At 43.7% G+C, this 23075-nt stretch carries 15 protein-coding genes and 1 pseudogene; 1 reads left to right on the forward strand and 15 read right to left on the reverse strand.

From position 1 onward, the window contains the following. Positions 1–69 precede the first annotated feature (69 nt). The 8 genes from ABE504_RS05825 to ABE504_RS05860 form a co-directional block, all read right to left on the reverse strand. On the reverse strand, positions 70–702 hold the full coding sequence (locus ABE504_RS05825; RefSeq protein WP_430085760.1) for an EcsC family protein: 633 nt from the start codon (positions 700–702) through the stop codon (positions 70–72). 258 nt (positions 703–960) lie between these two features. Further along, positions 961–1551, reverse strand: a complete 591-nt coding sequence (locus tag ABE504_RS05830) for a recombinase family protein (RefSeq protein ID WP_430085763.1) — start codon at positions 1549–1551, stop codon at positions 961–963. A gap of 163 nt (positions 1552–1714) precedes the next feature. After that, a complete protein-coding gene (locus ABE504_RS05835) occupies positions 1715–2428 on the reverse strand; it encodes a hypothetical protein (protein ID WP_430085766.1) in 714 nt (237 codons plus the stop codon). Positions 2429–2598: 170 nt separating this feature from the next. Further along, positions 2599–3015, reverse strand: a complete 417-nt coding sequence (locus ABE504_RS05840) for a Rha family transcriptional regulator (protein ID WP_430085769.1) — start codon at positions 3013–3015, stop codon at positions 2599–2601. Between the two features lie 721 nt (positions 3016–3736). Then, positions 3737–5632, reverse strand: a complete 1896-nt coding sequence (locus tag ABE504_RS05845; RefSeq protein ID WP_430085771.1) for a hypothetical protein — start codon at positions 5630–5632, stop codon at positions 3737–3739. A 15-nt stretch (positions 5633–5647) separates the two neighbouring features. Then, positions 5648–5821, reverse strand: a complete 174-nt coding sequence (locus ABE504_RS05850; RefSeq protein WP_430085774.1) for a DUF5659 domain-containing protein — start codon at positions 5819–5821, stop codon at positions 5648–5650. 523 nt (positions 5822–6344) lie between these two features. Then, the gene (locus ABE504_RS05855; RefSeq protein ID WP_430085777.1) at positions 6345–7496 is read right to left on the reverse strand and encodes a DUF262 domain-containing protein; all 1152 of its coding nucleotides are present in this window, start codon (positions 7494–7496) and stop codon (positions 6345–6347) included. A gap of 213 nt (positions 7497–7709) precedes the next feature. Next, positions 7710–8408 carry a hypothetical protein gene (locus tag ABE504_RS05860; RefSeq protein WP_430085780.1) on the reverse strand — a complete coding sequence of 233 codons (699 nt, stop codon included), beginning with the start codon at positions 8406–8408 and terminating at the stop codon, positions 7710–7712. A gap of 659 nt (positions 8409–9067) precedes the next feature. Here ABE504_RS05860 and ABE504_RS05865 point away from each other — a divergent pair. Continuing rightward, positions 9068–10897: a recombinase family protein gene (locus ABE504_RS05865; protein ID WP_430085783.1), complete on the forward strand. Its 1830-nt coding sequence runs from the start codon at positions 9068–9070 to the stop codon at positions 10895–10897. 40 nt (positions 10898–10937) lie between these two features. Here ABE504_RS05865 and ABE504_RS05870 read toward each other — a convergent pair. From ABE504_RS05870 to ABE504_RS05900, 7 genes and pseudogenes are all read right to left on the reverse strand, one after another. Beyond that, a pseudogene (locus ABE504_RS05870) lies at positions 10938–11798 on the reverse strand (CpaF family protein); the annotation flags it as partial. Then, a complete protein-coding gene (locus ABE504_RS05875; protein ID WP_430085786.1) occupies positions 11798–12892 on the reverse strand; it encodes an AAA family ATPase in 1095 nt (364 codons plus the stop codon). The pseudogene ABE504_RS05870 and the gene ABE504_RS05875, both read right to left, overlap by 1 nt. Before the next feature lie 125 nt (positions 12893–13017). Continuing rightward, positions 13018–14817 carry a DUF4838 domain-containing protein gene (locus ABE504_RS05880; protein ID WP_430085789.1) on the reverse strand — a complete coding sequence of 600 codons (1800 nt, stop codon included), beginning with the start codon at positions 14815–14817 and terminating at the stop codon, positions 13018–13020. Positions 14818–14839: 22 nt separating this feature from the next. Then, on the reverse strand, positions 14840–19474 hold the full coding sequence (locus ABE504_RS05885; RefSeq protein WP_430087396.1) for a DUF7594 domain-containing protein: 4635 nt from the start codon (positions 19472–19474) through the stop codon (positions 14840–14842). A gap of 128 nt (positions 19475–19602) precedes the next feature. Beyond that, positions 19603–21171 carry an extracellular solute-binding protein gene (locus ABE504_RS05890; RefSeq protein WP_430085792.1) on the reverse strand — a complete coding sequence of 523 codons (1569 nt, stop codon included), beginning with the start codon at positions 21169–21171 and terminating at the stop codon, positions 19603–19605. A 54-nt stretch (positions 21172–21225) separates the two neighbouring features. Further along, entirely contained in the window at positions 21226–22092 is an 867-nt protein-coding gene (locus ABE504_RS05895) for a carbohydrate ABC transporter permease (RefSeq protein ID WP_430085794.1), read from the reverse strand. A gap of 16 nt (positions 22093–22108) precedes the next feature. After that, positions 22109–23032: an ABC transporter permease gene (locus ABE504_RS05900; RefSeq protein WP_430085797.1), complete on the reverse strand. Its 924-nt coding sequence runs from the start codon at positions 23030–23032 to the stop codon at positions 22109–22111. Positions 23033–23075 lie beyond the last annotated feature (43 nt).

A 23075-nucleotide genomic window follows, 5' to 3' on the forward strand; every position in this document is an offset into this window, starting at 1 on the left:
GCGACTGTGAGGCGCACTGAAGAAAAGCTTCCATTTCTGGAAGCCCTGAGATTGAGTTGAAATTCATTTTCAGATGAATATTTTTTGTGCTGTTTTAGCAATTAAATGCGTACTTATGCCATCACTAGTACCACCAACAATACCACCTAAGACAGGCACAGCTTTAGTTAATATTATAGGTGCTTTAGTCCCGCCTTTAGCAATCAATCTAAATCCTACTTTTTGATTTATTTTCTTAATAATTTCATATGACAACTTATTATTAATATAATTTGTCATCATTTTTTGACCAATAAATATTCCAGAACTTTTTAGTATTTCCATTGCAGAATTACCTGTTAATGCAGCAAAAACAAAGGTCTTCACTTGATCACTCTTTAAATCGTAACCTTTCAGATGAGCAATCGCTGCAATCATTCTAAGTTGAACATAAAGAACACTTACCATATTTGCTGGCAGTGCTACTGGTAAAGTAATTAGCCCACCAAGACCAGTTATAAAACCAGAAGTTATCGCTTTAGCGTTCTGATAACGTACAAGTGATTTAATGGCATCTTCAACGGAACCATTATTTTTTGATAAGTAATCGTCAGCCATTTCCTGTGCTGAATCAAACTTTGGAATGCCATTAATAGCTTTTTCATAACAAAAATCTAAAACTTTTAACATTTTATTACTTTCTTGCTCTTGATTACTAGACATTCGTACAATCAACCCTCTCTATTTAGACATTTAGTAATTCAATTCGACAAAAGTAAAAGAATCCCTTTTTATATTGTAATATTTTCCATACATCAATGAGTAAACTTACAAAAAGCCATTCTAGCTAATTATCGTTCATTTTAAATTTAATGTCGCTGCCTGGGAGTGCAGGGGGTGTATAGCTAAAAACCCAATATCAATAAGATCATAAGTACCCCCGCCCTGTTGCCTTAAAAGAATAAGAAAAAGAGCATCCAATCATACGGATGCTCTAACTTGACCATTTTCAAATAATTGTTTTCTCTTCTCCAACTCACGATACAATGTAGGCTTCGACACACCAGTAAGATCAACGATTTCCTTTAACGTATATTCCTTGCTTTCATACAACTTCAATGCCTGTTTAACTTTCTTATCATCAAGCTTTGGTCTGCCACCTTTACGACCTCTGGCTCTCGCCGCTTGTAGCCCTGCAAGCGTTCTTTCGCTAATTATGTCTCTTTCTAACTCCGCAATGACCGCTAACATCTTGAACATTGCCCTACCAACTGCGGTGCTGGTGTCAATATTATCACGTATACTTATGAGTTCAATCTTACGCTGCTCTAACGTTTCACTTAGTTCGATTAGTTTTTTAGTTGATCTAGCCAAACGATCAAGCTTGTAGACAACAAGCTGATCTCCTTCACGTAAGTATTCAAGTGCTTTAGCCAGTTCAACACGATCATCATTCTTACCAGATGCTTTCTCTTCGAATATCTTGATACATCCTGCTTTTTGTAATGCGTCTGTTTGCATATCGAGATTTTGATCTTGGGTACTCACACGGGAATATCCTATTAATGCCATACTTTTAGCCCCTTTCAATGTACGTCCAGCCAGACTGTAGCATCAAAAACGGCGAAAAGCCAGTCATTTGTTCCTTTGATTTTGAGAAGGGTTTTGTACCGCACATTAAGCAAAATATATATGCTTTGACTTGTCGGTTTGAAAGTTCTCATAAACATTCGTTTTAGAGACAATGGGTTCGATAAATTGCGATAAACTCACTAATATTGTTGAGTAGAAATTGTATTTCATGTTTCTTTCTTATAAGCATCTTCTTCTCTTTTACATCCTTACTTTCATCTCGACCAACAAAGATACCATTATTATGCACTAAACAATTTCTAATTTTATTAATTTCTATGGCACTTGCATACCAATTCTTAAAAACGTTAATGTAATTATCCCTATAGTACGTAATTGCTCCACCAAAACCTGTATACTTAACCAAATCATTGTTATTCATACGAGCAATGTCGTACAAATACTTCTCATAAATTGATACTATGTAAACATATATCGAATAATTATGAATTGAAACCTCATCATCGACTTTACGCCCATTTAAAAATTTTGAAATTAAATCTCCAGTATTCTCAATTTCCGATTGCGACTCATTAGTTAAATTAATGAGGTGCTTCATACGCATGCTAAGAAGTTCTTCATCCTCAGAACTCAATTCTGCTTTCATTTTAGTGATTCTAACAAAATCATCTATCATTATATCCAATGCAGTTTTAATACTTATGAGACTGGGTACGTGTGCTGAAAACATTGCTTCTACTACACCAGTAACCCTATCTCTTTCTTCTAACATGCTATTTTTATACTTAAACATGTATTGCATTACCGAATCAAGATGTTCATTAAGTTTCTGGGTAATCTCTTCAAATTTGTCCATCAGGAACCCCCTTTTATAATTTGACGCAGTAACAAATTAATTGTTTCTGAAATATCATACAATTTCAGAGTCTTAATTGTTATCCAAACCATAATATAAAATCACACATTTATTGATGCAAAAAAGCCATATGGACATTCAATCCAATGTGGCTCATTTTCCTCAATTATTCATAGCTTACTTAGTCTTTGTTCCTTTTCTTCCTCAGCTTGATAAGCAGCAAATAATGCTTCCTTGTATGTTTGTGGCGTCCTTTGCTTTAATTCTTTTTCCATTTCCTCAAACTTCGTAACATAAGATGCTGTAAACCAAGTACCCTTTTCTCCAGTCATTTTATTAGCAACCATATTACAACCTAAACGTGTAAGTAGATAAAATCTTCTTACTTCTCCTTTGCTATCCTTGTACGTACTTGCAATAAAAAAATCTAACGCCCTCAAATTTGGGTTCATCCCATTTTTATTTAAAACTTCTACATATCTGTCAATATCACGCAACAAATTGTCATGGCGTTTACCAATCATTTCAGCAACCTGTCTACTGTCTACCAAACACTTGCCATCTTGTTGATTTAATAGAGATTCCATTATTTATTGACCTTCCTCATTCATATATTTTCATTTGCTTTTATATTGAAAATTTTAGCATTTCATATCACTTAAATTGCGGGTGACACATTTTAATCAAGCACGATCAAAACTTGTCAGTCGTATCGCCAAAACATAGATAACTTCTACGCTTCTACGGTTAATATTGACGCTCTGTTTGATATTTCCGCTTTATGATAATAATTGTGATTTTATTAGCACATTTCACGATAAGGCGTGAGTGTAAATTATTAAGTGGATAATAAACATGATCGTAAGTTGTAACAAGTCGAGCTGGTATGTAATGAACTTTTGACCACTAACGCTAACCAATTCGACAAGGAAAGCTTCGCTTGTCCTTGCAAATACAACAATGCTACGCATTATTGTTAATTACCACTCACTCGAACTTGTACGACTCAACTCACCATGAAACATAGTTAGGAGCATTTCAAGCCAAAAACACCTCAAACTTTTCTGATTTATACCCCATAAAAACTCTAATTTTATTTGAGAAAAAAGAGAACTCGTATGACCAGACCATTATAGATAGTACGAGTTAGTACGAGTTCTGGTTTTCTCCTTCTTTGTTCAACTTCCCTAAGTAGTTAGGGTTTTGAATTAGAGTTGCACCGTAGGTGCTACTCATCTGTTGGAAAGAGTGAGCTTAGCGAACTCTTTTCAATCAGATTGGTTAGCGTCGGGAGTAATTAGTTCAAAATCAAAGACGGAGTATCTTATGATGTTCAAATGCAATCTCACCTGTATCAATATATGATTTGACAAGCGCATTTTTTGGGCTGAAATATTTATTAAGATTGCTTCTGTCAATCCCAACGACTTCACACAATTCCCCCTTTGCGTATTCGCCTTTTGGCTTGGCAAGAATATTTTTAAGAAGTTTAAGAGTAATCTCCGCATCCTTATTTTGCGGCTTTGAAATCTCTTTCTTTTCCTTTTTCTTAATTTTTATTGATATTTTCTCACCAATTTTAATATTTTTAAGCAAGCCTACAACACCTTTAACCACAGAATCGTCATTACTTACTACAAAATACTTTGCCTTAGGTTCAGCATTTCTTTGGATGCGTTTGATTGCTTGATATATCTCACCAATCAAGTAACCCTTCCTAATTCCCTCATACACATCATTCTTAAATAAATACTTGTCTATGTCCCTTCTAATCATTTCTAACCCCAAACGCCAATCATACTTTTTTGAGTATTGAGACATATTGATTACGTGGGTCTCCATTGGAATGTTTGGAGTTCCTAGAATCCAACATTGATCAAAGTCTCTCCAGTCATTTTTGCCAATAACATTGCCAAACCAGTTAACAGCTACCTTCTTACTACCTAGAAAGTTATTTTCGTCTTCAGCGCCAATGAATATGTCATTAATACCCTGTTTTCTGAGAAAACGCACAAATGAACCTTCCTCATTCTTAGTGTCAATAATAAAACTCTTCCGCATAATAATAAGTAATCGCTGCCCTTTTTGATGTTCCTTCTTTATTAGAGAGACAATTTGTGAGTAGTATTCGTTACTCTCTTCCTTGTCTAATTCTTCAATTTTACTTTTACTAGCGTTAAAGTTGATATGTGTGAAGGTTGACTGTGAATGATCAACTATAAATGTTTGCCTGTCCACGATAAACTTAATCTTCCATTTATCTCCTGACTGATACAACTTTTCTATTGACCCATTCGCATCAAGGATAATATTATTTTCTACGCCCCATAAGTTGTGATTATGGTTACAAGCTGTAATTGTTCCATTGTTAAAGTAACCATTCGTAGAATAAAGAACCTCAAGCGAATCCGTGAACTCACGAACCTTGTTCGCAGCAGGAATACCTTTCTCAATTCGAATCATTTCCAGGTTCTCATCTATTAGTGATTGGAATTTACTCATTAATTGTATGTTCTTTGGTGATGGCTTGTTTGTTTTCATTATTTGATTATTGAACAACTTCTTTCCCTCAGAGTCCTTTAGTGACTTCACTCTTTCCATTTCATTTAAGAATGGGCGTGAAACTTCAACTACACTAACGTGAAGTCCAAATGGAAGCAAATTAAACATTTCCATATAAATTTTCATACTGAACGAATACTTTGTGAAATCAATTCGTTCGTCAATTATTAGTGTATGCCTACCTGCTGTAAATGCTTGCCTTTCTTCTTCTCTATTGCAAAGAAGGACATACCTGGCATGAGTGATTATAATTACATCAACATCAACTAATTCATCAAGCTTAAGTTGCCAGTCTCCTGACCAGTTTTCCCTTGTTATACCCAATATCTTCTTTCTGTTTTCAGAGTTAAGTCCTCTACCTATCTTATTCTCAGCATCTTCAACGTCTTTGCTAAAACGTTTAACGATTAAGAATTTCCTATGTTGTTCACCACGGTTTTTACCTGTGAACTCAAAGCTTTCTATGTATTCCCTGACAATTCTATTTGTCTCTACGCTTTTCCCAAGTCCAGCTTCGATGTTTATAACTCTGAACGTATCAATACCGCTTTCTTTTTCCGTAATTTGCTTTCTCAGGTTGTCAATCTTAACTGTGTATTTTTCTCCGTAAACTGATTCATACGATCTATCTGCTAATGTCATGTGCTTATTCCCCTTTTATTTGCGTATTGCCTTATATTCTTCAATTGCTTTTTCTAGTTCAATGCTATTAGTGAATATGAATACATGCTTACTTCCATCTTTCCTGTTTTGCTCTAATGAATGTAGCTTGAAACCCTTTGTCATAAGGAATCCTGCTAATTTTTGAGCCATAACTACATAAGTCCCCATTCGTAAAATCCTCCTAACCTGTGCGCCTTGTATTTAATCATTTGTTGAAAACGACAAATAAGCGTGATCTGAGATACCACGATTCCAGTGTTTCTATATGATTGTTATTTCACTTGCTGTCGATGTACTGCATGTAAAGTTCTACCTTCTCCTGTGACATGCTTGTACGATTATTTTCCCAGTTGCTCAATAGACCAAGTGTACAATTAAGGTGCTTTGAGATTTCCCTTAGTCTGATACGTTTAAGTAACCTCTTCAAGCGATATTCTTCATGTAACTCCATTCGACACACTCATTTCATATATTTGGACAGCAAAAACAAGAGAAGGTTACATACCTCCTCTTGGGCAGCATATTCCTCATTTAATTTCCAACTATATTATTATACCACAAAAACAGTAATTTGTAAAATGATGTAAAATACTTTGGATTCTTATGTACTTATTTGTAGTCGGAAATCAGCAAGTTATCCTCTATGCCAATCACTCGTATCACTACTTTCTTTCGATATAGGAACTTGTTATCAAGACAGGCTTTTATCTTCAACCTTTTGAATTTCTTCTTTCACTTGCTCAAGCTTTGCAATTTTGTCAATGTTACTAGAGAAGTCATTTTTCATAGAACCTATGCGTCCTTGAACATTGACCTTTCTAGCAGAACCTGCAACGCAATACGTGCCATAAGAGCCAGAGCCAGGTGTATAACGTTCAATGAGGAAGTCTTTAGCCCATTCTCCAAATGCAATTGGATGAACCTTTTTCTCTATAGCTTCAATAGCGGTCAGAAACAACATTGGGATATGAATCTTTTTAAGCACTTTGTTGAGAACTTTGTCGTCAGTTTGAGCATCATTGTCGATTTCGACGAATTGAGTAAAGGCATCGTACAAATACGTTGATGTTTCTTCGAATTTATTTTTATCATCTTTAGATATGCCGTTTCTCTTGAGCGTTTCAACGAAACCCTCAATTTCATTGGAAGAGATACCGCTATCGCTTCTTTTTTGAAGGAGCATCGCTTGAAGAATTAATTCTTGGTCAACGAAACGGTTACGTGCATTATTGCCAATGAAAGCATAGTTTGCAAAGAATGGGTAAGTCGAGACTTCGTTAAGGTACGCCCTGACATCCTCACCAATCTTGGCACGTATCAATTCCATTCGAGAGAGAGCAGATCCGCCATTCAAGCGTTGGAACAATTCTTCAATTTGAGAATCAGTTGCGTTGGATACTTTAATCATGCTAACTTCACGATTTAGATATTTTTCTTGCAAGCTTTTAGGAAGGTCTTTAAAAAATTTACCTTCAATTTCGACAAGTTCAGTCTCACCGCTGCCATCATTCTTGCGAATACGAACAGGCTTAGTGCCTTTTGCGAAAGGGAACTCATTTTCAATAAATTCAAGCCAACTACCAGTACGCTGCTTCCCATCAATCATCCAGTCTACTCCATCATTCGAATAATAAGCGAATATTGGAGGAATTGGAAAGTTGTGAACAACGGAATCTGCTAGAAGCTGCTTTTGCCTTTTCTTCCAAACGGAATTGCGTTGAATTGCATGATCAAAACGCAGACTTTTATCTTTTCGCAGATTGGATAGATAACTAATCGTATGCGTTTTAATATTTATCTCCATTTCCCCAACTTGCTTGTTTGCTTCCGCTGATGTTGACATTTGGGTTTCCACCTTTTCATTTTAATTGTCGCTTAAATAATTAGACCAGAATCACTACCAGAATTACTTTGTTTATCAACCATTATTTGAAGTGAGTGTAGAATTTTGGCGATAAGAAATACCCTTCACAAAAATTATCAAGGTTATCTCTTATTATTAAGTTGTTTCAGCCATTTAGAAATTTGAATTTTGCTAAAAATACAGAGCAGAGTCCTAGCTATTGATAATATTATGCTTCAATAGTAAATACTCTAGTTCTTTGTAAAATGCTAATAACTTCTCGTTAGGAAACGACTCTAACTTGCCCCATTTTTTTTGATCAATGTCATGATAGTGAGTTAAATATTTAATAAATACTTCAACAGCATTTATTTTTTTGACCTCAATTTCTCCTAAAAATTCAATATACGCATTCAACTTTTTTTCCAAAAAACTACCTACGTCAGCTTCATAATCATCAAATAATATTTCTAACTCTACTCTCCCTAATAAAGAAGCCTTTAAGAACATAGATTTAATGTTCTCTTGAATTGCTTCCATCTTTTCAGCACTTTTTAGTTGCTTCTTTAGTGATCTTAACTCAAGTTCTTCAGGTGGAGAAACATCATACAAAAGTTTTCCTTCATGATCGCCATCAAAAACTAAATCTTCTTCAAGATTCGTTCGATCTGAGGTTGTTGCTTCAATGTAGAAAATTTTAATTCTAAGTTCATCTAAAGGAGTTAATTCCTTCTGAAAGTATTCTGGTGAAATTCCATTAAAGATTTTAGATAACTCAGGTAACTGTTTCTTTGGAATTTCTCGTACTCCCTTTATCCAATTCGTAATATTACCTGATGTAATATTAAGCAATGATGCAAGGATTTTATATTCCATTCTATACACTTTGCAAATAAACTCCAATCCAATCATTTCATTTCCTCCTCTCTCACTTCTTTAGTCTTAATATAATCGCTAAAAAGTATATTGTCAATATTTTTTGATTTAAAATGCATCGAATATATTTAAAACACTACTTTTTCTCATGAAAGTAATAAAGAGAACACGAACCAATGATTAATCGTTTCGTGTTCTCGTTTTAATTTTACCTACATCTTTGCTTCCTTTTACTTACGTTCTAAAGTTATTTTATATTTTCAGCCACCCTTCTAAAAAATTAATTTTTAACCGCAAATGTAATAACTCCGTTTGAGCATTGGCTTCAATTGAATGTATCAGTACCAATACATCCTCTACCGTAAGTAAATGCAACGTCCTACCTTGTTGTTGAAGTGCATCCATAACGGCTTGTTGCATCGTTTGGCATATCATGATCTTGTTTAAAAGTTCTTTTTCTACCGCTAAAAGGTTGTAGTGATGTTCGATTGCTTAAGTCATTGATCATACGAAGAAACCTCTGCTTGAATCTGAGATCTGGATGCTCTGTTCAAGCCCCTCTAGTATTTCATTTGAAAGCAGCCGACTTATTTTAATTGTTAATGTGTAAAATCCAAGTTAGTACTGGAATGAATCGTAATTAATTGATATTATCCTATTATATTAATTTGGTTATACAATGAATGGAGGTAAAAATGAAGGCGACATTTTATGCACGTGTGAGTACGGATAGCGAAGAACAAAAAAGCTCCATTGAATCCCAAATCGAATTTTTTCAAGAATATATCAAGAGAAACAAACATCGAATGGCAGATTGTGGTATTTTTTGTAAGAGAGACGGAACTGCCGAAGCAACCAATGGTTATTATGTCGATGAAGGATTTTCAGGTGCAAAGTCGTTCAAGTACAGGAGAGCATTTCAACAAATGATTATTGATGCTAAAGCCAGGAAGTTTGATATGATATTTGTAAAAGACATTAAACGTTTTGGTAGAAATGCGCAAGAAACACTAAAGTATATTGGTGAATTGAAAGAAGTTGGTGTTGGTGTATACTTCGACACCATTAGTGCAAACACATTGAACAGGGATGATGATTTCCGCATTCAACTATTTGCTTCGTTAGCGGAAGAGGAATCCACTTCTAAAAGCAAAAGTGTTCAATGGGGTAAAAAGGTAAAATATAAGCAAGGAGTTTGGGGTGGACGTGAGCCATACGGATACAATTTGAAAGAAGGAAAATTGGTTAAAAACGATGATGAAGAAAAGATTGTTCGTGAAGTTTTCCGTCTGTTTCTTAATGAGAGTATGGGACAACGGAACATTGCAAATGAATTGAACGCTAAAAACGTACCTACTAAAAGCGGAAAAACAATATGGGATCAGAGTTTAATTTCAAAGATGCTAAAGAATGCGGTGTACACTGGCGAAATAAGGTTGCATCGAACTCAAAAAATTGATATAAACCGTAATATTGTTAAAGAAATACCAAAAGAAGAACAAGTGGTCACACATGATGAATCGTTAAGAATGATTGATGATGAAACGTTCAGATTAGTGCAACTTGAAAAGGAAAAACGGTTTGAGAAGTTTGGTGACTTCAAATATAATAACATTGTTGTTGAAGATGATGAAGGTAATGAAGTGATTAAAAAGCAAAGGAACATAGAAAGAGGTTTAGGCAGACATTCAAGCAAGCATCTATTCTCAAACCTTTTGAAGTGCGGTAATTGTGGTGGAAGTTTAAGGCGAAAAGTTCAAAAAAACAACAAAAACACTTTCCTCTATTGGTTTTGCAGGAATAACGATCAATTCGGAAAACATAAGTGCGGATACCGAAACCTTCAACACGAAGAAAAACTAATTGAATTTGTTAAGGAAGAAATTGTCGAGTACCGTAATAGACCAAACAAACGGAAGTATTACCTTCAAACGATCTTGAAAACTAGGTACAATGCTAAGGATATTGAGGATAGGAAACAACAACTTCAAAACGAGATTGAGGAACTGAAAATTGATAAAAAAGGTATCCTCAAACAAGTAACTAGGGAAAGTATCACCCAAGAGGAATTTGATGAATACAACAAAGAACTTAATACCCAACTATACGAAGCGGAATCAAAGTATAACCAACTCATTTATATAAATAATGAAATTGAGAAACTATTATCAAGGTTTAAGCAGTTCACTATTTTTCTTGATGAAGTTGATGTTGAAAGCCTCACAAACGGAGTCTTAAGAAAAATCATTCATAGTATTGTTGCAGAAACACATGAAGAAGTGATTTTTGATGCACCATTTGAAAAACACACATTAACAATTGAATGGAACTTCCTTGATACCACAGAAAGAGAGATTCTTCGAGAAAGCAGTAAGAAGCTAAGAAAACTTTTAATAATGAATACTGTTGATTACGAATCAACGGATGATATGATTGAAACGATTACAGAAAATTCCAATCGAAGACCAACCAAAGAAGAAATAGAATATCATTTTGAAAAGTTCGTAGAAGTGGATGAACCATGATAACTTTGTAGCTAAAAATTACCTATTTTATAGATATGTCTGACAGCATATCGAGCGCCTCCGCGCCTCTGACCTCTCCGACGATAATACGATTCGGCCGCATACGCAGTGAAGAACGGATCAGCTCGCGCATCGTAATCTCCCCTCGGCCTTCTGTATTGGCGTTGCGCGTCTCCAGTCGCACCAGATTCGGAATTGTACGAATTTGCAGCTCGGCAGAATCCTCGATCGTAATAATTCGCTCATGCGGAGGAATGCAAGCACTCAGCGCATTCAGGAACGTCGTTTTACCCGAGCCTGTGCCTCCGCCAATAAATAAATTAAAGCCCGCTTCCACCAAAATTTGCAGAAGCTCAGCCGCTTGTTCCGTCAAACTGCCGAAACGAATCAAATCCGCCATCTCCATCGGCTTCTCCGGGAACTTTCGGATCGTTAATGTGGCTCCGCCAAGCGATACCGGAGGCAGCACGATGTTGACACGCGAACCGTCTTCCAATCTCGCATCGACGACAGGAGAAGCCTGATTCACAATCCGGTTGACTTTGGCCACGATCATTTGTATCAAATCCTCCAGCTTCTCCGCGCTTTCCAACGTGTAGGGATAACGTTCCACCTGCCCCAACCGCTCGAAAAAAATGTCTTGATGCCCGTTCACCATGATCTCCGTCACAGAGGGATCGTCAATCAGCGGCTGCAAAATATCAAGCCCGCGGAAGCTGTCAAATATCCGCTTCACAACCGCCCCGATTTCGTTCGATGTCCAGCCTTCCGCAGCAGCAGCTTCAAAAACATGCTGTTCAATGCGCTCCCGCAGCTGCTCGTCGCTCATGGTCATTGAGAAATCCAAGCGATCTTTGATATGCTGCTTGAGCTGTACCACAGCGGCATTCCCTGTATGCATCAGGGCAGCGCCTCCTTTCCGGCCTTGATCTGCCTATCCGCTAGCCCATCAAGCTTCGCCGCAATCTCGTCAATCTGCTGCACATAGATGTCAGATGACCATAATTGCTCAGGCGACGCCAATGCGCGCCATTCCGGAATATATGGCAAATACGCCTCCACTTCTTGAGCTGGACCTCCCCGATGCTTGCTCATCACATAGCGGACATTGCCTGGAAGGTTCACCTCTTGAGACAACGCTTGCGTTTTGAATCGATCGTTCCAATCGTCCTGCACCAGCCAGATCACTTCATGGCTCAGTTCAAGCGCTGTAACTATCCTCGGATGCAGAGAGGAAGCCAGATCCAGAATGAGCACGTCGTATGCGTCCAGCTCGCTAATCGCTTCTACCAGCTTCTGCACGTGCTCAGGCTGCATTTGCTGCATTTCTCCCGCCTGCTCATCAGGCGTCAAATAATCGATTCGAAACCTGGCATCGTGCGATTTGAGCAGCTGGAGCTTGGGCCCTAATGACTTCGGAGCCTGCTTCAAGTAATACATCAACCTGGATAGCTGTCCGGTCTCTCCACTTAACCATCGGGATGCCGGACTCACATTCTCAAGGCTCAGATAAAAAACGCGCTTCCCCCGAAAAGCAAGCTGCTTCGCCAAATACACGGCCGCAATCGACTTGCCGCTGCCCCCGCTGCTGGCATAGACGGAAATCACCTGCGTCTTTCGCCCAAGAAAGAAGCCACTGCTCTCCTGCTTGACTGCATACAGTGCGAGCAAATGGGAAAATAACTGCTGCAGCGGCTGATACCGAAATAGAAACGGCAGTTTTTCCTCCGCCCTACTAGAATTGGCGATCGTCTGGCTCAATACCACCTTGGAGAGCCGCATGGTCCGTTGCGCCAATTCAGGGTAAAACGACTCGGAGAATAGCAAGATCCCTTCGGTCTTCGCCTCTTTGTCCAGTGCACGAAGCAGCAAGCTCAAATCGGTATACAGCTTTAATTGGATTCGGCCGGCAAATTCCGACGTGCGCAAATAAGCCGCAAGCCGGTGCGCATACACTGCATCGTCATCTACAAAAAACAAGGAAATTTTCCCCATGTTCGCCTCCTTTTTCCGGAACAACAAAAAACACCGCTGAAAGCGAAGATCTTATCTTCACAATCAGCGGTGCTTCCGCTTGTTCGTTTTCAATTACCCAAATTGTACCATATCCGCCTGATAAATCAAGTGTTATTTTCCTCCATCGTCAGCCCCATCTTGCGATATACGTGTTCCTCCAAGTAATCATGCAAGTAAAACCGCGACAGCACGAAATGGTCCGCCATTGCTTCGGGTTGAAAATGCCGCAAAATGGCGCTCATTTGTGGACGAACTTTAGTTCTTCCCCCTGTGTTTCTCCGGTAATAGCTGAGCAGGGATCGCCATTCCGCTTCATCGCCGGGGTACATCTCCCATCGGTACAAATATTTATGAATCGTCCGCATCCTGTCGGATGAATGCTCGAAAGCGTTCATAATGGCGATCAGCTCTGCTACGTCCTTGTTCATTTTGACGTCATCGAGAAGGGAGCCGATGATCAAATAATAATCTTCATTCAAATAGTTGCCCAGCTTGCTCTTGGCCGCATTCGGATCGACACCGTGAAACAGCTTCAAGAACTTGTCGATAAATCGGCTCGTTTCCGCCCCCCGGTTCCAGTGGACATCAGCAAACAGCGCCATCGTGTACCAAGTCGTTTCAAAAATGCCGTAAGGCAAGCCGAAGCTGAACGAAGTGGACCAGTTCGTCGCGACGACACAGTCGATGCCGAGCTTCCCCGACGTTCTGGACCATTGTAGTACGTTGTCGATTCGGCTGGTGACGACGGGATAATTTTGGTGCTCTTGGTCGTCGAAGCATCGGACCGCGGGAGCGCCCATGACTTCGAAGCCGGCGTTTCTGAACGTGGCCGTCAGCCGGGATACGTCTGAATCGATGTTTCTGCCGTTATAGATCCAGATCATAACCGCAGCCCGTTTGTCCAGCAGCTGCAGATCGGACTCGGCGCATTTTTTCAGCATATCGTGCCAAATGATCGGGATTTTCCCTCTGCCTGCTGCATAGTCGATTATCCGGTTGACGAAAGCAATGAAGGTTCGTTCTCTCGCTCCTGCGTACGTCCGGTTGCACGTCTCGCACTCGCAAAGGCTGTACACTTCGTCGCATCCGAGATGAATGTATCGGGAATCCGGGTGCATGGCGATCATCTCGTCCAGCAAGCCGGTGACGAGCTCAAACGACTCCGGCAGGGATGGGCAAAGCTCGCCCGTTGACGATTCTTTTTCCCGTAACCATTTGTATTCATCGTGGCGCAGCACGTAGTCCAGATGTCCGAACGATTGCTGCAGCGGAATGATGTCGATAAAGTTGTTTCTCGCTGCTTCCTTGATCATTTCCAACTGCTCACGGCTAAATGCAAACTCAGGATGGCACACCTGCTTGTAGCGCTCATACGGAAGCTTGTCTTCGTACTCAATCAGCAGCCCGTTGACCTTGAACTTGGCGAACTCGGCGATAGAGGCCAGCAGTTTCTCCGGCTTGGAGAACGTCTGCCGGAAATCAAAGTTCATGCAGCGCAAGCTCGTATCAGGCCAATCGACAATTTCCACAGCCGGAATCGTATCATGATTGTCAATGATTTGCCGCAGCGTTTGCAGACCGTAGAACAATCCGGCGGCTTGCGCAGCCGCGATTGTCACGGAGGATCCCTCCAATTCCAAAAGATATCCTTCGCTCTGCTGCTCCGGATGCAGCTTGTTCAAAGCCTCGCTCCCCAGCCGGCCATTGATACTGAACAGATAGCCTGCTACACCCTTATGCTCCTCGCAAACGACGGATTGCCCAGGAAACAGGCGGCTTACGGCAGCGACGATTCTGGGCTCCGACGCCTCCATACGCAGGTGGATCGCTGCACGATCATCGAGTTGAAAGACGGCTCCATCGAGATAACGAATTTGCTTTACTTGCGGTATCGTTTGAATCATGTCGTTCTCCTTCATCCTTGTTTTATCTTGAAGCGGCTTCGATATGACCATAGGCCCAATAGTCGGCTGGAACGTCCTTCCAGGTCGGCGTACCCGCCTCGCCTGCTGGGGCGCGGCCGGTCATCCGATTGATCATTACAACCGCTTCCGCGCGGGTAACTTCTCTATTCGGTTGAAATGTGCCGTCCGGATAACCGCTCAACCAGCCTTGCTCACTGCCTGCGGCGATCCATCCCGCCGCCCAATGCCCGGTGGCATCAACAAACGTCGCGGGTACAGACGAAACCTTAAGCCCGTTCCACCTGGCGGCGATTGCAGCCAACTCCGCACGGGTCACTTTCTCATCCGGCGCAAAGCGATCCGGGGCGCGTCCTTCAAAAATACCTGCCGCAGTTAAGCTGTTAATAGGTGCCGCCGCCCAGTACGTGTCGGGCACATCGGCGAAAGCTTGCTGCTTGCCTGAAAAAGCTTGTGGCGCGGTTTGCTTGCCATCGATCGCGTTCAGCATCGAAGCAAGCTCGGCGCGGCTAAGCTGCTGCTCGGGGCGGAAAGTACCATCGGCGTATCCGAAAACATAGCGCGGGAACGGCGCTGGCTTCACCTTAGGCAGCTGCACGATGGTAAACGTGCTGAATTTCTCCACTTCAATGTCTATCCCAACCGCCTTGCCGTTCGCGTCGGTATCGACGATCCCTTCCCGCAAAACGCGGTCGCCGTCGCTATGCTCGATATATACAGCCAGCGTATATTCGCCTAAATCGAGAGTAGCGCCTGTAAGCGAAAAATGAAGTTTCGTTTTGATTCCTGTATAATTGGCCTCGATTTGCAGTGGCTGACCAATCACTTTGGCCTCTTCCTTTGAGCTCCCGACAGCTTGCAGCACCGCTTCAGCGTGTAAGGCGCGCTCGCTTGCTCCCTGTCCGTTAACCGGTTCCATACGGAAGATGGCGTCCTTACCGGCCCCCTTCAGTCCGCGAAGTGCGTCTAAAGACAGTTCGATTCGTGTATACGCCGAAATCAATTCCAAACTGGTCTGCTTCTTCGTCAGTTCTTCCGTGAAAGAAAGATTCATCGTTATTTCAAAAGCGTCCGCCTTGTCAGCCGACTCTGTGTCCAAACGGATGCGTACGATGGGTTCTGCACCTGCTGAAGCGGCAGCCAACAATTGCTTGGCCAACGCCTGATTCAAGGTCACTGCATCCACTTTCTCACCGTTTTGTCCGGTGATGCGCTTGATTTCGACCGGAACGATCGTGTCTCCTGAGCTGGCTTGTGCGAGGCGCGCCCCCGGCGCAGGCGCCGATCCTGAAGAACCGTAGCTGCCTTCATCCGCAGGCGCTTGACGCATGACATGGATCACGTATTCCTCGTGATTAATCTCATTCTGAGCCGTGACTGCCACGGCAATCAGATTCTCCCCGACAATCAGCGGAATCGCAGACGAGCTTTCGCCACTGACAACAGGCGTGTCATTTACCTCGATTTGGGCATGCGGTTCATCGGCGACCGGACTGACTGTCACCGCATCGACGTCATAAGGAACCACAGCAGCATAGTTGCCGTCAAGCCCCGGCGATACGCCGTTCTCATTAAGCGAGAGCGAGCGCAGGCCGGCGTTAGGCGACGGGTTCACCACGATGTAAGGCTTATTAACAGCATTCTCTTTGCTGTTAATTTTCACGAGATTTTGCGAGAGAGGCAGGAAGCGGAACGTCGCCGTTTTATCCAGCAGCATCTGGCTGCTCACAAAGCCGGTCACATCGATGTTGTACCAGCCAACGTGGTTCATATTGACCGTGACAAGCTTCGCTGCTCCGGTACCGGTCAAACGATTGTTCCAGTTCATTGTGTTCTCGGCCCAATTATCGCTGTCGTACACGTAGATTTCCACATTATTCGTGCCGCTTGTCGTTTCACCTACGTAAAAATCAAGCTCGGCGGATTGGACCGGCTCTGCATACGCACCGAATTCGAATTTCATATACGAAATTCGATCCCCGCCGCCCGAAGCGCCGGGAATATCGACGACCTCCAGATGGTCGACGTCACCGTAATTCGCCGTCTTGTTATTTTCATATACATACGTATCCGCCGTTACCGTAAATACGTTATCGACATAGGCGGCACGCGATACTTTGACGAGATAGGTATCCGTCACACCGGTGCGGCCGGTCACAACGATTGTCAGCGTCGTCTCCCCTTCGTTCAAAGCGATGCTCTGCGAGGCACTGCCGCTAACGACGGCTTGCCCGTTCACCGCAATGACACTATCCCCGGTCAATGCCGTTGGCGTGACGCAAATCGAGCTTACACTGTTTGGCACCTTCACCGTATAGGAGGTTTGATTCGTCGAAAACGCCGTGGACAAGCTGCCCGAACTGAACGTCAAACCGCTTAGTCCGACTTGCGGGTAGAGCGCCGTCATATGCGGCTGGTCGTACGCCTGCGCCCAATAGTAGCCAGGCGCCGTCACCCGGCGGGGCTCAAATCCGACTTGCTGTCCATTTGGAATACTTTCCGAAGTGAAAGCGATCGTGCCGCTGCTGTCGGTAAAACCTGTTTTATACGAACCGCCTGCAAAATGGAACCGTCCTTCGATGCCGGCACCAACGATCGGCTGGAGTGTGGCTTGATCCATGACCTTCATCGTTGCCGCCGCCTTCCCCGAGCCGCTCGTTACGTTCAAGCCCGTCACGATCAACGGCCTAAGTATCGTATTGCCGGTCGTTGCAGTTGCTTCCGCGGAGGCTGGCCCGATATTGCCCTGCAGATCCATGGCTGCGACTCTATAATAGTAAGTTGTATTCGACAACAGCCCGATATCGAGGAACGATAAGCTTCTGGCCAGCCCGGCCACTGTCCCCGCGCCCGGCGTAAAGCCGCTCTCCCTGCTGCGGTATACAATGTATCGGTCAATTTCACTATTGTCTATCGCCATGCCGAAATTGATCTGGATTTGCTGGTAATCGAGCGCCTTCGCTGTAGGTATCCCGCTTATTGCACCAGGTGGCTCCATATCGGCCGGAGGCGTCCAGAATACGCCGCCTGCCCCCCAGTAAGACGGAAGCTTGCGGATGTCGTCGTAATGGTGCATCGCAATGCCGCCGAACGAGGCGTCGTCATTGAAGGCCGTATACACTTTGTCAAGCTCCGCTTCCATGACCGTGCGGCCTTCTTCCTGGAACGTAATCGTTTCCGGATCGCCGCTGTTCGCGATATCTTTCGTCTCCACGCCGATGACGACCGAGTTCGGCTTGCCAATCGCGTTCGCATAATCGATTTCTCCTTGCGCGCCCGCGATAATACCGGCCGAGCCGTCGGCTGTGTCGCGGTAGTCCATGATGGAGATATAGTCGCTGATGTCCTGAACGTGCTCGGACAACCACTTCGTGCTGCCATTCCACGTAATGTTCTTCGAATTGTCGTTCGAATCATACCATTTCGGTATAGCCGGACCAAAGGGCAGATTGATGCCCGCTGTTTGAATCCGGTTTTTCATCTTCTGCAGGCCATCCAAATATTGCAGTTGCAGCGATGGATACTTCGTTTTAAACTCTTCGGAGCTGTACGGCTCAATGTCGACGTTGACACCGTCGAACCGCTCATTGGCGCCAGCGGCCAAGTTGTAGTTGATGACGCGCTCGATTTCGCGAATCGCTCTATCATGGTAGGCCTCGTATGCACCCAAGAACGGCGGAGTCGTACCTCCCGCTATGCAAGCCTGCACGGCATAACCGCGCTGGTGCGCCCAATCGATGAAATTGTGCAGCTTGCCCGGGTCATCTTCCAGAATGTCCATCCCGGCAAAAGAGCCAACAGCCAAATAAAACGTCGTGATCGGATCGGAACCGAATGTCGCCGTGTCCCAGGCAAACGCATCAAGCAACGTGCGAGAATTCGGATTAAGCAGCAGTTTGTACGTTTCCGGCTCCCAGATCCACATTGCGCGATCCTGCTTCGGCATATAGAACGGCTCGTTCGTGTAAGCCCCAACTTTAACGTAAGTCGTCATACTGAAGCCCACATGGCCTCGCGCATCTGTCGCTTTCGCTTCGAGGCTCACCGACCGATTGCCGATGCCGTCAGCGTTCCAATTATATACATAGTCAGCCCCGTCCCGAACGGCATCCAACCATGCGCCATGACTTATCCGCACTTGAACGCTTGGGGTGGAGTCCTGGCTCGCCACAGCAATTCGGACCGGAACCGTGCCGCTTACCGTCTCTCCATCCGTTGGACTTACGATCGTCACTTCCGGGAGACGGGCCTCTGGGTTATTGACATTCACACGTATCGCAGGGCTCCACACCGCATACCGGGTAACGATATCGCTGGCTTTGGCAATGACCTGCACCTCGCCGTCGTAGGCATTCGCATCCAAATCGTAGTACCATGTACCCGAATCGTCACCCTCCGGATCGATCATGACGGTATCGACCTGGCTCTCTCCATTAATGAACAGCTTAACGTCATACGCCGCTGCATAAGTTCCGGAAAAGCGAGTAACTCCTGTGGAAATTGAAGCACCGTCGACGGGGGAATCAATCGTGACGCCCGGAGTAACGGCCGCATGGGCCGGAGATGACAAGCTTGCAGCCGATGCCAGCAAAAACAAACCTATAAATAAAAGTGTGAGGCCAAGCTTTTTCGCGAGCATAACCAATATGCATCACTTCCTTAATTAGCTTAATCGTTCATTGTAAAAAACGGATGCCGCTTCCTCGGCCTTATAGCTGAACAAAGCGGCACCCGTCCCTTCTCTTCAAACGAAGCTGCCTATTCCGATTACTTTTTCAAATCGATGGATTCGACCCGTTTGTAGGCCGTTTTATACGTATCGACCAGCTTTTGCACGCCTAATCCTTCGATTTCCTTGACATATTTATCCCACTCATTTAGGCTTCGTGTACCTGTAACAAATTTAGCGAAATTCTCGTCGCGGCCTTTCTTCACAGCTTGACCGGTCACAGCCAGCACCTCATTCTCCGATTCGGTAAAAGCCGGTTTCGGCTGCATTGCCGGCAGATCGTATTTCACTGCTTCTTGATAAGCACTGCGCAAATCTTTCGAGAACAAGGACAGGTGTGCCCCAAAATCGATCCAAGTGTAATCGCCGCTCGTTTGCAAGCCCGTTTTCTTGCGCATTTCCGTTACATCCGTAAATTCAGGCTTGAATTTCTTCTGGCCGTTCTCTACGCTGTACGTCTCGCCCTCTTTGCCCCAGCTCGCCAGTGTCCGGCCTTCTTCAGAATAGAAGAAATCCATAAACTTCATAATATCTTTCACATTTTTGGACGTGGACGCAACAGTCAGACCACCCTCCAGGTAATGGAAGAACGGATTCAACTGTTTGCCGCCTGCCATTCCCGCCGGAGGCGCCATGAATTGCATGTTGTAGTCGGGGTTTTCTTTGCGCATGGCATTGTTGAAAAAGTCGATACGGCTAATATAGTCGATGGTGATAAAGGAATTGCTGTTCGAGATCATGTCCTGCCACTGCTTCGTTTGTGTGGTCAAGAAATCGGGCGGGATGAGCCCTTCCTTGTAGAACTTGTTCCACGCGCCAAGCATTGCTTTATACGCATCTTCCGTCGGCCCGAAGCCCCAATCTTTTTTATCGAAATTGTAATAGACGTTTTCACCGGTGTTGAAGTTCGTCGCCAAATTGGCAAACATTTCGTCCGGAATTTGACCGAATCGCATGGAGAGCGGGTAGCTGTCCGGGTACAGCTCTTTCAACTTTTTCAGCACCGTGTACAGCTCGTCGTAGTTTTTCGGAGGCGTCAGGCCGTTCTTGCGGAAAATATCTTCTCGGTACAGCCAGATCATCCGGTTCGTTTCACCGAAGCCTTGGTTCGGGAACATGTACATTTTCCCATCTGTGGAGAGAACCGCTTTGCCGTCGTCCGGGTACTTCTTCAACCACGCCGCAAGGTTCGGCATCTCGTTCAAATAATCGAGAATATTGACAAGAGCGCCCTGTTGGCCGAATTTATTCGACGTCGCGTGAGTCGGAATGTACAGCAAATCCGGCATGTTATTCGAGGCGACGACCAGGTTGAGCGTATCCGCCAGTTTGCCGGACGGGGTCTGTACGTCAAGCGTCACGCCAGTTTTCTCCTCGATCCATTTCCAGATCGGCCAGTCTTTGTTGTATGGGAATGTGGGGTTGCTGTCCAGCAGTGCTTTAAATGTTTTCTTCGTTAGCACAGGCGCCGCTGAGTTCGTCGCATTACCCGACGGCGTATCGTTCGGCTGACTGCTTGCTTCCTCCGCGGATTGGCTGCCAGTGCAGCCCGCTAACATGGACAATACGAGCATTAGAATTACAAGCATCAGAGCATTTTTTTTCATATTGTTGCCCTCTCTTTTTATCGTTTTTGCTTACCCCATACAGCTTTGCTTCCATCAGCCTTTAACTGCGCCAATCATGACTCCCTTGACAAAATATTTCTGGATGAACGGATACACCAATAAAATCGGCAAAGTGGAGACCATGATCGTCGCAAATTTCAGCGAATCCTCCACGATCAGATTATCACCTCCAATTCGGGTTACATCTCCGGAAGCGACGTTCCCGGCCAGTACCAGATTGCGCAGCAGCACCTGAAGCGGAAACAGATTCGGATCCCTTAAATATAGCAACGGCAACAGGAAGTTGTTCCACAGCCCTACCGCGTAAAACAAAGAGACAGTTGCGATGACTGCTTGGGACAGCGGCAGCACAAGGCGAAAGAAAATGCCAATATCGGTCAATCCATCCATCCGTCCGGATTCTTCAACCTCCTTCGGCATATTGCTGAAGAAGGTTCTCATAATGATTAAATTCCATGTGCTAACCGCTCCCGGAAGCACCATACCCCAGACGGTATCGATCAAGCCAAGGGAACGAACGACGAGAAAGGTCGGAATCATGCCGCCGCTGAAAAACATTGTGAACACGATGAGCATCGTCAGCGAGCGATGAAATTTCATATCCTTGCGGGACAGCGCATAGCCTCCCATTGCTGTGATCATGACTGAAATAAACGTACCTAGGCAAACGTAAATCAGCGTGTTTTTATAGGAAATCCAAATTTTCGGATCCTGAAACACCAACTCATACATTTTCAGATTGATTCCTTTAGGCCAAAAGCTGATTTCGCCCTTCATCACATAGATGTCTTTGCTCAAGGAAACGGCGAGCATATAGATGAACGGGTAAAGCGTCACGACGATGACAAGCAGCATGATCAACAAATTCACGATGCCGAACAGGCTGATTTTCGATTTCATCCCGGCAGTCTCTCCTTTACCATAGACTGTTTTCTCCTACTTTTCTGGAGATATAATTGGCTGAGCAGATGAAGATTAAGCTAATGATGCCCATGAATAAGTCGATCGAAGCTCCATAACTGAAATTCCCCTGCTCCATACCAACCCTGTACACATAGGTGCTAATAATATCCGCTGTGTCATAGACAGCCGCATTGTACATGAGGAACACTTTTTCGAATCCGATTTCCAGCACTTTGCCAACATTCAAAATAAAGATAATGACGATCGTCGGCGCGATGCCTGGCAGCGTGACGTTCCAGAGCTTCCCCCAGCGTCCCGCGCCGTCAATGCTGGCCGCTTCATACAGCTGCGGGTCAACGGCCGTCAATGCCGCCAAATAAATGATCGATTCCCAGCCGATCTGCTGCCAAATGTCAGAGGCAACATAGATGGAGCGAAACCAGCCCGGTTCCATCATAAAATTGATCGGCGCAATACCGAGCTTTTGCAATAACTGATTGATCATCCCGCCGGATGGGGACAGGAACATGATGACCATGCTTGCCACAATAACATTTGAAATGAAGTGCGGCAAGTAACTGACCGTCTGGACGAACCTTTTTAACGCGATATGCTTCAGTTCATTCAGCAGAATAGCGAGAATGATCGGAGCGGGAAAACCAAATAGAAGCTTGTAAAAGCCCAGCAAAAATGTGTTGCGCATCAGGAGAAAGAAATCCGGGTTTTGAAAAAACATGAGATAATATTTGAACCCTACCCATTCGCTGGCCCAGATGCCTTTAAAGAGATTAAAATTTTTGAACGTAATCACCAGGCCAAACATCGGGATGTAGCGGAAAATGAGAAAATAAAGCAAACAAGGAAAAACGAGCAGCCATAAATATTTGTTATGATGCCAGGTCTTCCTTAATGTCGAACGTGTGCCCGTTAGAGCCATCCATCTGCCTCCTCTTCGCAAGTATGTATTGCCTCCACCCGTT

This window comes from Paenibacillus oryzisoli (assembly GCF_050467285.1).
In the GTDB taxonomy this organism is placed as follows: Bacteria; Bacillota; Bacilli; order Paenibacillales; family NBRC-103111; genus Paenibacillus_E; species Paenibacillus_E oryzisoli_A.

Bases quoted from the DNA above. Each gene is read 5' to 3' on its own strand.
- ABE504_RS05825 (WP_430085760.1), bottom strand. From the start codon at position 702: ATGTCTAGTAATCAAGAGCAAGAAAGTAATAAAATGTTAAAAGTTTTA.
- ABE504_RS05830 (WP_430085763.1), bottom strand. From the start codon at position 1,551: ATGGCATTAATAGGATATTCCCGTGTGAGTACCCAAGATCAAAATCTC.
- ABE504_RS05835 (WP_430085766.1), bottom strand. From the start codon at position 2,428: ATGGACAAATTTGAAGAGATTACCCAGAAACTTAATGAACATCTTGAT.
- ABE504_RS05840 (WP_430085769.1), bottom strand. From the start codon at position 3,015: ATGGAATCTCTATTAAATCAACAAGATGGCAAGTGTTTGGTAGACAGT.
- ABE504_RS05845 (WP_430085771.1), bottom strand. From the start codon at position 5,632: ATGACATTAGCAGATAGATCGTATGAATCAGTTTACGGAGAAAAATAC.
- ABE504_RS05850 (WP_430085774.1), bottom strand. From the start codon at position 5,821: ATGGGGACTTATGTAGTTATGGCTCAAAAATTAGCAGGATTCCTTATG.
- ABE504_RS05855 (WP_430085777.1), bottom strand. From the start codon at position 7,496: ATGTCAACATCAGCGGAAGCAAACAAGCAAGTTGGGGAAATGGAGATA.
- ABE504_RS05860 (WP_430085780.1), bottom strand. From the start codon at position 8,408: ATGATTGGATTGGAGTTTATTTGCAAAGTGTATAGAATGGAATATAAA.
- ABE504_RS05865 (WP_430085783.1), top strand. From the start codon at position 9,068: ATGAAGGCGACATTTTATGCACGTGTGAGTACGGATAGCGAAGAACAA.
- ABE504_RS05875 (WP_430085786.1), bottom strand. From the start codon at position 12,892: ATGGGGAAAATTTCCTTGTTTTTTGTAGATGACGATGCAGTGTATGCG.
- ABE504_RS05880 (WP_430085789.1), bottom strand. From the start codon at position 14,817: ATGATTCAAACGATACCGCAAGTAAAGCAAATTCGTTATCTCGATGGA.
- ABE504_RS05885 (WP_430087396.1), bottom strand. From the start codon at position 19,474: ATGCTCGCGAAAAAGCTTGGCCTCACACTTTTATTTATAGGTTTGTTT.
- ABE504_RS05890 (WP_430085792.1), bottom strand. From the start codon at position 21,171: ATGAAAAAAAATGCTCTGATGCTTGTAATTCTAATGCTCGTATTGTCC.
- ABE504_RS05895 (WP_430085794.1), bottom strand. From the start codon at position 22,092: ATGAAATCGAAAATCAGCCTGTTCGGCATCGTGAATTTGTTGATCATG.
- ABE504_RS05900 (WP_430085797.1), bottom strand. From the start codon at position 23,032: ATGGCTCTAACGGGCACACGTTCGACATTAAGGAAGACCTGGCATCAT.